General features: G+C 47.6%; 15 protein-coding genes. 3 read left to right on the top strand and 12 right to left on the bottom strand.

Annotation, left to right across the window (positions count from 1 at the left end; genetic code table 11):
• Positions 1–45 precede the first annotated feature (45 nt).
• The 5 genes from KGF65_RS10930 to KGF65_RS10910 form a co-directional block, all read right to left on the bottom strand.
• Positions 46–909: an SDR family oxidoreductase gene (locus KGF65_RS10930; RefSeq protein WP_216748469.1), complete on the bottom strand. Its 864-nt coding sequence runs from the start codon at positions 907–909 to the stop codon at positions 46–48.
• 283 nt (positions 910–1,192) lie between these two features.
• Positions 1,193–3,184 carry a PTS glucose transporter subunit IIABC gene (locus KGF65_RS10925; RefSeq protein ID WP_101874114.1) on the bottom strand — a complete coding sequence of 664 codons (1,992 nt, stop codon included), beginning with the start codon at positions 3,182–3,184 and terminating at the stop codon, positions 1,193–1,195.
• Positions 3,185–3,429: 245 nt separating this feature from the next.
• Positions 3,430–4,098 (bottom strand): endonuclease III domain-containing protein, encoded by a 669-nt coding sequence (locus KGF65_RS10920; RefSeq protein ID WP_088770591.1) that lies wholly within the window; start codon positions 4,096–4,098, stop codon positions 3,430–3,432.
• 106 nt (positions 4,099–4,204) lie between these two features.
• Positions 4,205–4,462 (bottom strand): hypothetical protein, encoded by a 258-nt coding sequence (locus tag KGF65_RS10915; RefSeq protein WP_003639864.1) that lies wholly within the window; start codon positions 4,460–4,462, stop codon positions 4,205–4,207.
• Positions 4,463–4,497: 35 nt separating this feature from the next.
• Positions 4,498–5,049, bottom strand: a complete 552-nt coding sequence (locus KGF65_RS10910) for an NADPH-dependent FMN reductase (protein ID WP_003639865.1) — start codon at positions 5,047–5,049, stop codon at positions 4,498–4,500.
• Between the two features lie 341 nt (positions 5,050–5,390).
• Between KGF65_RS10910 and KGF65_RS10905 the strand changes: the two genes are divergently transcribed.
• Positions 5,391–6,671: a hypothetical protein gene (locus KGF65_RS10905; RefSeq protein ID WP_216748468.1), complete on the top strand. Its 1,281-nt coding sequence runs from the start codon at positions 5,391–5,393 to the stop codon at positions 6,669–6,671.
• A 248-nt stretch (positions 6,672–6,919) separates the two neighbouring features.
• Here the strand turns inward: KGF65_RS10905 and KGF65_RS10900 are convergent, their stop codons facing one another.
• Complete coding sequence (locus KGF65_RS10900) at positions 6,920–7,489, bottom strand: hypothetical protein (RefSeq protein WP_088770590.1); 570 nt, start codon at positions 7,487–7,489, stop codon at positions 6,920–6,922.
• Between the two features lie 190 nt (positions 7,490–7,679).
• Here KGF65_RS10900 and KGF65_RS10895 point away from each other — a divergent pair, with 190 nt between their 5' ends.
• Positions 7,680–8,162: a Fur family transcriptional regulator gene (locus tag KGF65_RS10895; RefSeq protein ID WP_003639868.1), complete on the top strand. Its 483-nt coding sequence runs from the start codon at positions 7,680–7,682 to the stop codon at positions 8,160–8,162.
• 92 nt (positions 8,163–8,254) lie between these two features.
• On the opposite strand, the gene KGF65_RS10890 is transcribed toward KGF65_RS10895, so the two are convergent.
• The 3 genes from KGF65_RS10890 to KGF65_RS10880 all read right to left on the bottom strand — a co-directional run bounded on the left by KGF65_RS10890 (position 8,255) and on the right by KGF65_RS10880 (position 10,076).
• The gene (locus KGF65_RS10890) at positions 8,255–8,611 is read right to left on the bottom strand and encodes a bacteriocin immunity protein (protein ID WP_101874116.1); all 357 of its coding nucleotides are present in this window, start codon (positions 8,609–8,611) and stop codon (positions 8,255–8,257) included.
• Positions 8,612–8,907: 296 nt separating this feature from the next.
• On the bottom strand, positions 8,908–9,147 hold the full coding sequence (locus KGF65_RS10885; RefSeq protein WP_216748467.1) for a PLD nuclease N-terminal domain-containing protein: 240 nt from the start codon (positions 9,145–9,147) through the stop codon (positions 8,908–8,910).
• 56 nt (positions 9,148–9,203) lie between these two features.
• A complete protein-coding gene (locus tag KGF65_RS10880; RefSeq protein ID WP_181185317.1) occupies positions 9,204–10,076 on the bottom strand; it encodes a metallophosphoesterase in 873 nt (290 codons plus the stop codon).
• A 370-nt stretch (positions 10,077–10,446) separates the two neighbouring features.
• On the opposite strand from KGF65_RS10880, the gene KGF65_RS10875 reads away from it, so the two are divergent.
• Entirely contained in the window at positions 10,447–10,989 is a 543-nt protein-coding gene (locus tag KGF65_RS10875; protein ID WP_033619776.1) for a GNAT family N-acetyltransferase, read from the top strand.
• 463 nt (positions 10,990–11,452) lie between these two features.
• Here the strand turns inward: KGF65_RS10875 and KGF65_RS10870 are convergent, their stop codons facing one another.
• The 3 genes from KGF65_RS10870 to KGF65_RS10860 form a co-directional block, all read right to left on the bottom strand.
• Positions 11,453–11,872 carry a CidA/LrgA family protein gene (locus KGF65_RS10870; protein ID WP_050339896.1) on the bottom strand — a complete coding sequence of 140 codons (420 nt, stop codon included), beginning with the start codon at positions 11,870–11,872 and terminating at the stop codon, positions 11,453–11,455.
• A 19-nt stretch (positions 11,873–11,891) separates the two neighbouring features.
• The gene (locus KGF65_RS10865; protein WP_216748466.1) at positions 11,892–12,620 is read right to left on the bottom strand and encodes an LrgB family protein; all 729 of its coding nucleotides are present in this window, start codon (positions 12,618–12,620) and stop codon (positions 11,892–11,894) included.
• A gap of 176 nt (positions 12,621–12,796) precedes the next feature.
• Positions 12,797–13,636, bottom strand: coding sequence for a DegV family protein (locus KGF65_RS10860; protein WP_050339898.1), 840 nt, complete (start codon positions 13,634–13,636; stop codon positions 12,797–12,799).
• Between the last annotated feature and the right edge of the window lie 141 nt (positions 13,637–13,777).

Below are 13,777 nucleotides of genomic sequence, written 5' to 3'. Positions count from 1 at the left end.
AATCTAGTCGCCACCATTAACTCACTGGGAATTTTGTGTGATTAATTAGCTAAGACGGTACGTCGTTTGTAAGTAGTCAGTTAAGGATTGTGCTGGCTGGCCCATAATCTGCTGGTAGTCATCGCTGACCGTTGCTAACAATCCCATGGCCCCACCCGCGTACATTGACGCTAACATTGGACCTTCATTATTCTGATTATACATATCGCTGAAAGCCTGCAACGATACCGGTTGATAGCCAATCGATTGTCCACTGACTTGACTCAAAACGGCCGCCAATTCTGGCATCGTGTAGGCCTGCTCTTGAGTAAGCGTATAGATGCGGCCGAGTTGTAATAAATCTGGCGTCGTTGCGACCTTGGCAAATGCCGCGGCACTATCCGCCTGACTGATAAAGCTCAAAGCTTGGTCGCCCATCGGATAAATGACGTTGTGCCGCTCGATTAATTCTGGTAAATACGGCACCAACGGATCAGCATACAGCGCATTGAGGACAATCGTATAATTGAGGTCAGTCCCAGCTAATCGCCGCGGCACGTAGCCGTAAAACGCCGACAGCGCAAAGGGATTGTTGACTTGATCAGCAATAAAGCCCATCACTAACAAATGCTGCACATTCGCTTGCTGGACTGCCGCTAAGACATTTTCAAACTCTTGTACCCGCGAATAACTGTCGTGGCTCTTACTTGGAATATAAATCAAGACATCACTATCTTGGAAAAAAGCTTTTAATCGTTCTGGCTGTTGGTAATCAATTGCCATCACCTGCATGCCCTGTTGTTGATAACCCTGTGCCTTACTAGGCGTGTGAACACCCAAATATAAGTCACTGGGGTCCACTAACGGTTTGATAGCCGCAACAATCTGTTGTCCCAAATGACCCGTGGCACCTGTAATCGCATATTTCATCTTAATCCGCTCCTTCTTGTAACTTCATTAGTTACATTAAAACGGATTTAGTTGCGTTTGTCAATCAAAACTGCTTATGGTCAGGAAGGTACCATAAAAGTCTGTTTCCTGCTGACTTAGAGATTGGCATGCACTGCGCTTAAGTCATCGTCCCCCAACCGTCATCGCTGCGACCACAAAAAATTGGCAGCCACCAATTTACGATGACTGCCAATAAGATCTCAATTTTACGCTAAAAATTTTAGCCGAATCTCAGTAAACCATTCAATTCGACCCGTTTAGCCTATGCGACCTGCTGCCCAAGATGCTTCTTCTTCGGCGCCGTCTTCACATTCTTAACGTCATTGTCTGAGAAGCCGAACATCCAAGTCAATGCGAAGGCGACAATCAAGTCAGCTGCAGATGCAATCAAGAAACCGTAGAAGCTGAAGTCGATGCCCTTCGGATTGAAGAAGGAGGTGAATCCAATCAGGGAGCCGGCAAAGCCCCACATGTTGACGTTAAAGAGTCCAGTCAAGAACCCACCGACCGCACCACCGATACTTGCGGTGATGAAGGCCCGACCGTATTTCAAGTTGATCCCGTACATTGCAGGTTCAGTGACACCGCAGAAAGCTGAAATCGTCGCTGGCCATGCGAGTTCCTTGATGTTAGCGAATTTAGACTTCAAGGCAATGGCCAAGACCGCACCACCTTGCGCGACCATCGTTGCAGAAACGATGGCGTTCAGGTAACTGTGACCCGTTGTAGTAATGTCGTTGACCACGATTGGAATGATCGCCCAGTGTAAACCGAAGATAACCAATACTTGGTAGAACCCACCAATAATCAAGCCAGAGATAGCCGGACTTAGTTTGTAAATCGCTACGATCCCGGCAGCTAAAGCGCCAGATAACGCGGTAATGACTGGGCCGAGAATCAGAATAATCGCACCAGAAATTAAGACAACTTCAAACAGTGGCACAAAAATCATCCGTAGCACCGTTGGAATCACCCGTTTGAGCCATGGTTCCAACTTACTTGCTAACCAGGCCCCCGCAATCATTGGGAAGATCGAGTACGTGTAGGAAGCCACGTGTACCGGGATTCCGAAGAAGTTGGCATTGATCGCCATGCCCAACAGGTGTCCGGTCACCTTACCAGTCGTCGCCATCCCAACGATGGCTGGATAAGTGAGCACCCCACCAACAATTCCCATGATAACGGGATCCGCACCGAGTTTTTTAGCAGCGGTGAAGCCCACGAAAATCGGTAGGAAGTAGAAGACCGAGTCGCCCATCGCATTGATGATGACGTAGGTCGGCGTGGTTGCCGAAACTATCTTGAAATTAGTCAGCAACGACAGAATCCCTTTTAAGATACCAGAAGCGGCCAACAAGCCAATCACTGGTATCATGGAGCCCGTGATGACCCCAATCAGACTGCTAAATCCGTGTTTCACTTTCTGCCACGGTGACATCTTCTGCCAGGCGAGCCGGTTTGCTTCCTTTTCCATCGCAACGGCGGAGGCATCCGCGTCACCAAAACCAGCGCCAAGTTGACCAACGATTGCATCGTAGACGTCGTTAACGGCGGGACCAATCACGACTTGATACTGACCACCCGCCTTGGCTACATCGATAACGCCCTTCAGATTGCGAATCGCGTCATCGTCTGCCTTGCCTTCGTCTTTCAAGTAAAAGCGAACTCGGGTAATGCAGTGGATGACACTCTTGATATTGACCGGTCCACCCACTTGGGCAATGATTTGAGTGGCGAGTTCATCGTACTTGCCACCCTGACCCTTAACAATAGGTTGTGCCGGCACATCCTCTTTGAGTTCAACGACTGCGCCAACGACACCCGCACGGACTTTGCCGACTTCTGGTGTCAGCTTGGTGACGTGATCCATCGAATTCGTAACGGCCATAATGACGGTGGTGGCCTTATGCGCATTCGCAATCGCCATCAGATCCATCGTGGCAATTTTGTCACCCGCTTCCACGGTATCCCCGACATGGACGGTAACTGTAAACGGTGGATTCTCTGCCAATTCGACCGTATCGATTCCTAAATGTACGAGCACTTCCAGACCATTGTTCCCCGTAAAACCGATGGCGTGAAGGCTAGCCGCCACCATCGTTACCTTACCACTGATTGGCGCGACGACCTGGCCCTCAGTTGGTTCAATACCAAAGCCTTCGCCCATCATACCTTGTGAAAATACTGGATCGTGGACCGCCTTAAGCGGAACTAGCTGCCCTGCGACCGGCGTTAATAAATGCACTTGCTTCATAGCGATTCTCCCCCTTTGACTCAATTAATCGCGTTGTTAACAAACCAAGCTCAACGACCACTGGCGATTAAAAATAGCTAATACGACCCCGAACAACCAATCGTCGTTGACCTAACTCACCAAGTCACGCCTTTAACTATAAAAGCGCTTTCTTTTATAAATCTAATAATAACCGCCCCCATTCGGACGGTCAATCAAACCCGTTTGAAATCCAGCGGTTCTGACTAGATTCAGAGCTTACTTAATTAGTTTGCCAAACCTTTAGAATCAAGTGTTAATCGTTGCGTTGCCAAGGATGAGTGTGCAAAATCAGCCGCAGTCTTGACATCCTTGCCGAAATCCACGACCAATGCATGAAACTCCCATGCCGTCGTCAAATCGTAGTCCCACGCCTGCATAATCAACTGCTGCGCACGCATGTAGTTACTTGGTAACGGTTGGTTGAGCCATGTGAACAAACGCCGCAAGTACGTATCAACGATAATCGTCGGCTGATGAAAGACGTACATGCTAAAATAGTCAGCCGTCTCATCGCCAATGCCTCGTAACGCCTTCAATTCACTGCGGAGCTGCGTTGCCGGTAGCGCCCGCATCCGTGCCAGATCAAACTCATATCGGCCGCACCACGCCGCCAGACTTTTCAATGTCGGCACCTTGCGCGTATAGAAGCCCGCGGGTTTGACCAATTTCGTCAGCGTCTCATCACTTAAAGCTAGTAGCCGTTCAGGGTCAAAGCCGGTCGCCGTCTTCAAATTCGCCAGCGCATAATCCACATTGCGCCAGTTGGTGTTCTGAACTAGGATGCCACCCCATAAAATCTCCCACGGCGTTTCGGCCGGTGGGACACCATCTTCAAGCCAATGCCGCGGGCCCATCGCCGCTAATAGTTGTTGATATAAGGTTTCAATTGTCATTTTCTATGCTCCTTGGAATCAGTTCTGCTAACGTCATGTTAACTAAAAAAAGCCGTAGCGGCAAAATTCCGATCCGCTACGACCATATTACTTGATGCTATTTAGGTTAATCGTCGGCAACAACACTGCGCTTTACGGCTAAGACAATGTCAGCCTTGTGATTCTCTGGTTTGACCTTTTCTTCAAAGTCCAATTCGGCGTCCTTAAATAAGTTTTGAATCTCAGTGTTCACTAACGGCAAGTCGCGTGGATCACCAGCCTGCTGACGAATATAGACCACGTATTGATCTGGTAATTCTTCCAAATCATATTCAACATCTTCATCATTTAAAATGACATAAATCAACTTACGTTCTTTGTTCATCTGAAACTTCCCCTTATCCATATAATTGATCCGAATTAGTCGCGAACAGCTAATTGGTGAGCAAACTTAAGGTAATCTGCAACACAATGATCGAGCCATGCCACCACTTTGTCATCCGTAATCTGTCCAGCGGCATTCATCTTGGCCTGAACGGTGCTTAGCAAGAATTCATCGCCCGGTAAGACGCGCATTCCAACGCCTGGTGAATCTAGGATTTGGCGTAAATGACTCTGCGCCCGTACGGTTCCTAGGGGGCCCATGGTCGCGCCTAGAATCATCGCCGGTTTACCGATCAACGGTCGCTCGACACGTGACAACCAGTCAATGGCGTTGCCCAGCACCCCAGGAATACTATGATTGTATTCCGGTGTGACAAAAATCACACCATCGGCTGCTAAGACTGACTGCTTGAATGCCTGAACATCCGCCGGTGCTTCTAATTCAATATCCTGATCGTAGTAAGGTAACTCACTGAGATTCGGAATCGTGACGTCCATCTGATCCGCATAACGTTTTTGGACAAACGTTGCCAGTCGCCGGTTATACGAGGAACGTCGAATACTTCCGACAAGTGCGACAATCTTCATCGTGTTCAAACTCCTTTAAGTTGTAGTTAACTTTAGTATACCCCTTTTTCTGGCAATGGTCGGAACCGGTTTCAAAAAAATACGATTCTTTTAGGCCAACGCAAGCTTGGTTGACCACGTGACTGGTGCCACCGTCGTACTAGTTGAAATCATTTACGTTGACGACAATAATTATTTTAATCCGCAGGCCAGCACCCTAATGATTTTCAATCATGAGTGACTCAAGCCCGGTTTGAACGGCACATTAATAAATTTTCAAAAATGTTTCTTAACTTTTTCCAAAAACAAACTGCCGTACCTATCGCATTGAATTGAGTCTGCTATACTAATGATTAGAGAAAATGATTGGGGGGTTAATCGTGTATTATCGTGGTGAAGCACTTGATTTTTTAAATATGTTACATACAACTGGCACCGCACCACTCATGCGTTCACGCATCGTCTTTTCCAGCCAGATCGATGTTGAACGACTCAAGGCTGCCGTTCTCACTTCCGCACAAGTCGTGCCCGAGATTTTCGGCCACTACCAAGTTGACCGTAATCGCTTCGTCGTTACTGATCAACCAGTCAACCAAGTTATCCAAGAAGTTCAGAGCCCGTACAGTCCTGAAAATACTGATTTTGACTTTACGAACGGGCCCCAGTTGCGACTCTTCGTCATCCATCATGGCGATTACGATGTCTTGCAGGCTTTTATGAGTCACCTGCTGACTGACAATCGGGGCTTCAAAGAATACTTATATTTACTCGCACAAGCCTACAATGAAGAAGACCTGACTAACCTCCATAATGAGCGTCGTTTACGGCCAATTATCACCAAGATTCAGCGGCAATTCTCCCGACCACGCGGACACGCCCCAATGGTGACTGGCATGGTGAAACTACCCCACTATCCGGGTATCAATCTCCGCCACGGTGGCCATGTCATGCTGAGCAGTACGCAATTCATGCGCGTCCGTCGTGTGGCTAAGGCTCAAGATGTCGGCATTAGCGAAGCAATCCTGGCTGCTTACGCCAAAGCCCTCCAAGTCCTGACTGGCCACACCACTGTGACGTTACCCTGCCCAATTGATTTACGCCGATTTACCGCTGAAGCTGAAGACGTCACCCAAGTCGCTAACCTGACCGTCAACGTCTTTCTCACGATCCACGTTGATATCGACGCACCCTTCAACGACTTAGTGAAGCAAGTCCACGATTTATTGACGGTTGAACGAACCCGGGTCGCGTTCCTATATCGTCTCAGCAATTTACAAAAAATGAACCACACGATGCCAATTACCGTCATGCGCAAAATGACCAATCGCTGGCTCCCACAGCCCGCCTTGCGCTACACCAACTTTGGTGTGATCGACCAACAACGCCTGCGTTTTCACGGGCTATCAGTCGTTAACTGCGTCTTTTCCGGTGCTTTCCATCCCTCACCAACCATGGAGATTGCCGCGAGCACCTTCGCCGGAACATGTACGTTAAGCTTCAACAGTACCGGCTCCGAACGCGATTATCAGCATTCAATGAAGATTTTGGAGAACATCCAGGCGCAATTGCTCGTCTGGGCCCAAACCAAGCCACAACCAGCCGTGGCCGAAACCGATGCAACGACATTGCGTCATCAAGCTTAATTTTGTAACCTAAAGAGCAGTCACTTCCGATTTGGAGTGACTGCTCTTTTAGTAGGCTAGTTTTGGTTGGTAAGTGCGCCTGGGTGACCTGGCTGCCTTGAATCGGCCTATTTCATGTGAAACCTGATTCTCTGGCCAGCCATCCGCCGCGATGAACGCCAGAAGTCTCTCGCGCCAATCATAGGCGGTTGTCAGCCAATTCATGATGACTACTCAGATACAACCTGAACGATGATTTCCCGCTCGTTTCAGCGTAAGTAATGGCTCAGCTGATAAATGGTCGCTCGCCGTGAATGTGTCGGCAGCGGATGCCTGTGTCGCTGATAACGAACTATTGTGGGCCCCTGAATCGCATAGTTCCGAAAACTGGGGCGCAGCGGCGTCACGATGGCGTCAGCTTGCGAACTAGCCGCAAGACTAACGCGAATGGCAGTTGCTGGTAGACGCATGCCGCGCAAATTACTGAGAAAGCCGTCATACAAGCGCCAGAGTGCCCCTGCCGTTGGTGTCCAGACCGCTTTGCCAGTCGGTGGTAATAGCTGGAATCTTAAAGTCACCTGGCGAGAATCGGCGCTCAAGAGGACCGGACGAATCGCCAGCTGATTGGCACGCGTTTGCATCGTTGCCAACGTCAGTTCCGTTGGTGTGATTTGATAACTAACTTCGAAGATTGGAAACCGGTCATCTGGTCCCACGCCAGCTTCACATTCACTTGTTAGCCGCTGAATCACACGCGTCATCGCTTCTAATCCGAGCACATAGGCTTGCTCATACCGTGCGCGCTCAATTGGTAAGGCTGGAACAATTGCTTGTGTCATATTACCACCTCCATCAGAATTCAACTTAATTATCGTTAGTTTACTCACTCATCCACCCCCAGTAAAGGGGTTTCATGGATTTCGTTAATTAATTTTGTCAAAAGTTTTATCTAGTAATGTTTCTAAATTGGAATCCTTCTAAAAAGTGTGGTTTAATAAGGGTGAATATGATAAAAGGAGGTATCGCGTCGTGGCAGAAGATATGTTGACCCAAGCCTTGCAGCAATTAAAGGACCACAAGATTCGTGTAACGCCGCAACGGCAAATTATTCTTAATTATTTGATTACTCACCATAATCATCCATCCGTCGAAACAATTTATCAGGAGTTAGCAAGTCAGTTACCTAATCTTAGTCTCGCAACCGTGTATAACACCTTGAAACTCTTCGTGGACTTAGGGATCGTCATCGAGCTCCAAAATGGCGATGCCGGCACCCACTACGACTTTTTCGGGCGCCCACACTATCACGTTGTTTGTGAAAATTGCGGTAAAATCACCGACGTTTTTGAGCCAGACCTCCGCAGTGTCGAAGCCAAGGCCGCGGAACTCTCCGGTTATTTAGTCACGGGCCACAACATGGAAGTCTACGGATTGTGCCCTGACTGCCAGAAATTGCTCAATGTTACTAAGACTACTGATTTGAAACGGTTGAAATTGACGCATAGTGAATAATTGATTGTAAACGAAATGATTGCGACCTGATTAGTTATCAAGTTGCAATCATTTTATCGTTTACGTTAACTCAACATCCGCCCACTCGTGGCCTAATGTTGTGGCACCTCTTCCAACATCCCGTAAAATTGTGATTTGTCGGAAAAGTCAGCCATGTAGGCGCCGTTTAGTCCAGCTTTTTGACCAATGGTTCCCAAATCAATCATGAGTTTTTCTTCGTCATCAGGAAAATGCAACCGGCCCTTAATGGCAACACTTCGGATATAGTTGACCAGCCGATTGACCAGTGCTTCCGGATTCCGAACCGTTCCGATCTTTTTATCGACTTGCGCGAGAACGTCGATGATGTCCAACAAATCCCCCGATTGGTCAGGCCATTCACTCAATTTGACAATCAGTCCTTGAATATCCCGTTGTGCTTGTTGCCGCAATTCTACTTCTTTCTGCATCGCGAATAATCCCCCTACTTGCAACTTGCCCTTTCATAACAAATGATTAATTTCAAGTCACAATTATTTTGATTTCCACCTCCATTGTACACGCTTGCTAATGAAACGGGGCATCATAATCATAAACGTCAACGATTCACTCATAAACGTCAAAATCAGTCGAACAATGCCGCCAATATTCAGACGGTTCACTTAACTGATGTATGCCGTTCTTCATCGGTAGCTTAAATCCCCGTAACAAAAAAGCCCGAGCAACACTCAGACTTTTCAACTGACCCATTAATTCGCTAGCTAGCCTAACGTTCTTGACCAAACATGAAATATAGCCATGGGCCGAATGGTTGAACAAATGCTAGCAGTAACCATCCTAAGCGATGGCCATGCCGGAACGATTTCGCCCGTAACACATCCGCGACCACAATCGTCGTTGCCGTGATTTCTAATGCCGCAATCGGTAGCAAGCGTTGCTGTAAGCGCCGTTTGATTTTCGGTGGCATTGCACGCCGTTCTTGTTTGTGATGACCACATAAATGCATTGTCAAGCACCTCCCTGATTAGTTGGTTTCATTATACGCGCTTAATCAAGAAAGCGCTATCTTGACTGGTATCCTTTGGGAGTATGTTCCACAAATTTCGTACTTGCAATCGTGAATTCGTCGATCACTTTGGTCCCGTGCATAAGTTGCCGGGTGGTCACACCGACCTGGCCACGATCGATTGTAATGATTTGGTAACTACTACCTTCATAGACGTAGTGGTGGTACGGATCGTGGCAATCAATTGCGTAGGCAACCGAACCTGCAACCGCGTTCAAAATATTGTCCCCAATTAAGTACTGCGTGGCAAAATGAACGTGGCCGGAAAAGACGCCACCTAAGTTATGCCCGCGTAAGACGGAAAGTAGCGCTGGGGTATTTTGCAAGATCGCATAGTGCATATTCGTCAATGTGGGCCCATCTAACGGATGGTGTAAGAAGATAAAGGCCCGTTTCGTCGGCGCCTGGCGTAAATGCTTGCCGAGCCACTGCAGCTGGGCCGGAGCTAACCAACCGGCCTCGTAGCCGCTGACCTTGGAGTCCAAGAAATAAAAATCATTATTGCCGATTCGCATCCGACTCGCATAATACGGGCCGGGGTCCGCCGGCAAGTAGCCTTCATAAAAGGCGGCGCGCTGGTCATGGTTTCCTAAAATTACGCGCACGTGACAATCGAACTCCGCTTCCATCGTATGGACGATAGCGTGCAACCGTTGATAGTCATCGGCACTGCCATCATGAATCAAGTCTCCGGTAAAGACGATCAAATCCGGTGATGTTGGTAATTGGCGGATGTCTTCGATGATATTCGCTAACTTGGCCCAGGGATCATACTGTTGGCCGTGTACTGGAACTTGGCCGCGTGGGGTTAAATGTAGATCAGAAATCTGAACAACTTGTAAAGGACGCAATTCGATCCTCCCTCTCATACTTTAATCACCATATGGTTACCTCTAATATAGCGAGCCAACGTAAAGTTTTACCAACCTTCATATAAAGTAACTGTAAAGTTTATGCAAACGTCTCTTTACGCACGGCCAACTAGCCCAGTCATGACGCTATTAACTAGGCACTGGCTAAGAACCAGGCATGGGACTGATAACTAGCCTTGTAGCTGCTGAACAAGCGCGAGACTGATAACTAGGTCTGCGGTCGCTAAACAAGCGTAAGACTGATAACTAGGTCTGTAACTACTGACCAGGCGTGATCACGCTAAAATTTGCAGTTGACAACGACCCGTTAAGTCGCCACCATTGAAGTAAGATTTGATCATACAAGTGAGGGATTATTTTGAAAAATATGTTTGTTGGGCCCCACGTGGCCTTAGCCGTGCCACAACCAGAAGACTTTGATGAAATTAGTGACTGGTATACGGACGCTGATTTCGTTCGTAAAATGGACACCGCGGCGGCGCGACCGCTTACTGGCGAAGACCTTGAACGGACTTACCGCAACCTGGACCGTCATACGGAATACTACTTTCATATTCATAGTCTTGAGGACGACCACTTAATGGGCTTCGTGACCCTCTTCAACATCGAATGGAACAACCAGATTGCCCAGCTGGCGATTGCAATTGGAGACCCTGAAGAACGTGGTCATGGCTATGGGACCGAAGCGCTGAGCTTGATTCTCAACTATGCTTTTAACGAATTGAACCTTTATAAGGTCTGTTTGGACGTCATCGCAACAAACACCGCGGCCATCGCTGTTTATCAGAATAGTGGCTTCGAATTTGAGGGCACAAACAAGCGCGCTATCAAGCGTGACGGGCAACGCATCGACCTTCATCACATGGGATTATTTGCGGATGATTTTCAGCCTAGAGTCACTTTAAACTAATTAATCAGCTCAATTAGTTGCAGCCAATAACTTTTGCAATTATAATAGTCGCAGATTGATAGAAAGTGACCAACTAACTATCGATCCTTAATATTCTTTAGTTTTTTAGATTATGGGTGCGTTGCTGCCATAACGTACCACAATAATCACTTTCATTCATAGACTCCCCCAAGTCTAATGAATGGGGTTCATCAAAGCCCCCACTTTGATGTTTCCTACTCCTTGACCACTACATCCGCTGATGTGGTGGCTTTTTTATTATCCAAACGCAACCTGGCAAGGATGGCGGCCATTCAACAGCGTGTTGTTTTCGCCCGTATCTAAAAAAGCCACTACCGATAATTACCGGTAACGGCCTGCTATCACGAGCTCGTCATAGCCAAAACGAGTTCAAGTGCCCTCGTTTCGATTAGATCCAACTGGTACCCAATCTACTCGCAAGTAAATTATGTGCCACCAAGATTTAATCTTCTTCAACTTCCATCTGATTACTGCTTCGTCGCGCTGCTAGCCATTCTTTGACTTGAATCAAAATCCAGGCGATTCCCGCGGTAAACAATAATAACATCAACGTCGAAACGATAATCACGATCACGATTTGAACGCCTTCCGCTTTCAACACGTCTAGTTTCGTCACCAACGCGATTCCTGATGGGATAAAAATCAGACTGATGAATTGAACGAAAAAGTTACTAACGCCGGCAACCTGCTCAAGCTTGACCACTTTGAACGTCAACAACAGGTATAACATGATCATTCCAATGAGCGGCGTTGGCATTGGAAATGCGGGCCAGAGTTTGTTGGCTAAATTAGCAATCAAACTACTAGCTAATAAAATCAAGCCGTAAATGACAATTTGTTTTATAAATGCGCCTTTTTTCATCGAATCCCTCCCGGACCGTCTAGCCTAACCCAATCAACTGTGCAAAACCTGGAACCATAAAATTGACCAAAATTCCCGCAACGACGAAGGCAATCGCCCCTGTCGCACCCGCGGCCTCGCTGACTTCAATCGCTTTGGTGGCCCCGACGGCGTTACCCGCGATACCAAAACCCAGTCCCGCGCCCAGCGGATTTTTGTGGAGTTTGAACCACCGAATAAAATGGTCGCCTAACGCGTAGATCAGAACTGAATTCAGAATCACGGCAAACGCGGCAATTGCTTGATCCCCGCCCACCGATTCAGCGACAGGCAAGGCAATCGGGGTCGTGGCTGCTTGAACTAACATCGCGCCCAGCGCCGCATCGGTCAATCCAAGTAAGCGAGACACACCGTAAATCCCGAATAATGACAATAACAAGCCAATCGCGAGGGCCATCAAGATGACATCCCAGTGTTTCTTAAAAATATCATTACGCTTATACAGTGGGACGGCAAACGATACCGTGGCAGGCGCCACAAACCAGAATAGCCAATCGCCACCAACTTGGTACGCTTCATAAACTTTTTGCACGGGTGCCTTAAGAATCGACGCAATCAATACCAATAAACCAATCCCGAGCAGCATTCCAAAGAACAATGGTTGGAATAACACAAAGCGATTTGTTTTGTGATAGAAATACTCGCCAATCCCATAAACTAAGACCGACAACCCGATCCCGAAAAACGGATTATTGAGAAGATAACTCACATAAGTTCCTACTTTCTTTTGGTGAAAAAGAGTGACAAAAAAGGTGCCCCATCCGGGTCTAGTCATCATTAAAATGGTGGTTAGGCTCAGAACAGTGCACCAACACGGTTCTTATTTATTATTCATTAATTATAACACATCAAAGCATTCTTTAATAGTAGTGCGTCCTGTCAAATTTAATCGACGGTATAGAACATCAACGCGTAAGCGCCAACACCCGTGTGAGTCGCAATAATTGGACTAGTTCGTGCAACCAGTAAATCAGCTTGGGGCACGACCTGCTGAAGGAGCTTTTCAGGCGCTTCCGCAACGCTTGGTTCCCCCACGTACGAAATTCCGGCTGCTTCGACCCGGGTCGCATCCGCCAATTGGTCTAGGATTTGGGCCTGCGCTTTAATCAGCGCTTTCTTCCCCCGACCGCGCGTATAGAATTTTAATTTTCCATCGACTAATTCAAAGACAAATTTTAATTTGATCAAGTTCGTGACCACCCCTGCCAACTTCGGCACCCGGCCACCTTTGACCAAATTATCCAGGGTATCCACGAATAAATAAGTCTTGGTATGTTGCCGAATAACAGCGATTTTAGCTAAAATGGCCGCCATATCCGCTCCGGCATGGGCCATCCGCGCAGCCGTCAGCACTTGAAAAGACATGCCCCGGTCAGCGGCTTGGGTATCGATGACGGTCACATCACCACTAGCCAACTTAGCTGCTTGACGGGCTGCGTTCACCGTTCCGCTCAACGTCTCGGTCAGATGAAGGGATAAGACTTGGCTGCCATCCTTCGTCAGCGCGTCGTAGCAGGTCACAAAGTCACCGATTGGCGGTTGACTAGTCGTAGGCAGAATCGGGCTGACTGCCATTTGTTGATCGAATTCAGCCGCGCTGACCGCTGTATCCGCAATCAAGTCGCCACCGAACCCCACGAGTAACGGAACAACTTCAATATCATACTGTTCAATCTCGGCCGCCGTTAATTGGACCGAAGAATCGGTGACGATTTTAATTGTCATATTTTAGAAAACACCTTTCAATCAATTTGTGCCCAATTATAGCATCTCGACCAAACCACATCGTAGTTATCCTGTTATATCAACATTTCAAGCCACTTCTGCCTTTCCGACTAGTCTTATTTTGTTATAAACTTTGTAAAA

Origin of the sequence: Lactiplantibacillus sp. 30.2.29, assembly GCF_018991255.1 — a bacterium.
In the GTDB taxonomy this organism is placed as follows: Bacteria; Bacillota; Bacilli; order Lactobacillales; family Lactobacillaceae; genus Lactiplantibacillus; species Lactiplantibacillus pentosus.
This window is presented reverse-complemented; position numbering and strand designations above follow the sequence as displayed.

Excerpts from the sequence above, each read along its gene's own strand:
- KGF65_RS10915 (WP_003639864.1), bottom strand. The coding sequence starts at position 4,462 with ATGAACAAAGAACGTAAGTTGATTTATGTCATTTTAAATGATGAAGAT.
- KGF65_RS10875 (WP_033619776.1), top strand. The coding sequence starts at position 10,447 with ATGTTTGTTGGGCCCCACGTGGCCTTAGCCGTGCCACAACCAGAAGAC.
- KGF65_RS10870 (WP_050339896.1), bottom strand. The coding sequence starts at position 11,872 with ATGAAAAAAGGCGCATTTATAAAACAAATTGTCATTTACGGCTTGATT.
- KGF65_RS10890 (WP_101874116.1), bottom strand. The coding sequence starts at position 8,611 with ATGCAGAAAGAAGTAGAATTGCGGCAACAAGCACAACGGGATATTCAA.
- KGF65_RS10930 (WP_216748469.1), bottom strand. The coding sequence starts at position 909 with ATGAAATATGCGATTACAGGTGCCACGGGTCATTTGGGACAACAGATT.
- KGF65_RS10910 (WP_003639865.1), bottom strand. The coding sequence starts at position 5,049 with ATGAAGATTGTCGCACTTGTCGGAAGTATTCGACGTTCCTCGTATAAC.
- KGF65_RS10885 (WP_216748467.1), bottom strand. The coding sequence starts at position 9,147 with ATGCATTTATGTGGTCATCACAAACAAGAACGGCGTGCAATGCCACCG.
- KGF65_RS10920 (WP_088770591.1), bottom strand. The coding sequence starts at position 4,098 with ATGACAATTGAAACCTTATATCAACAACTATTAGCGGCGATGGGCCCG.
- KGF65_RS10925 (WP_101874114.1), bottom strand. The coding sequence starts at position 3,184 with ATGAAGCAAGTGCATTTATTAACGCCGGTCGCAGGGCAGCTAGTTCCG.
- KGF65_RS10860 (WP_050339898.1), bottom strand. The coding sequence starts at position 13,636 with ATGACAATTAAAATCGTCACCGATTCTTCGGTCCAATTAACGGCGGCC.
- KGF65_RS10880 (WP_181185317.1), bottom strand. The coding sequence starts at position 10,076 with ATGAGAGGGAGGATCGAATTGCGTCCTTTACAAGTTGTTCAGATTTCT.
- KGF65_RS10900 (WP_088770590.1), bottom strand. The coding sequence starts at position 7,489 with ATGACACAAGCAATTGTTCCAGCCTTACCAATTGAGCGCGCACGGTAT.
- KGF65_RS10905 (WP_216748468.1), top strand. The coding sequence starts at position 5,391 with ATGATTGGGGGGTTAATCGTGTATTATCGTGGTGAAGCACTTGATTTT.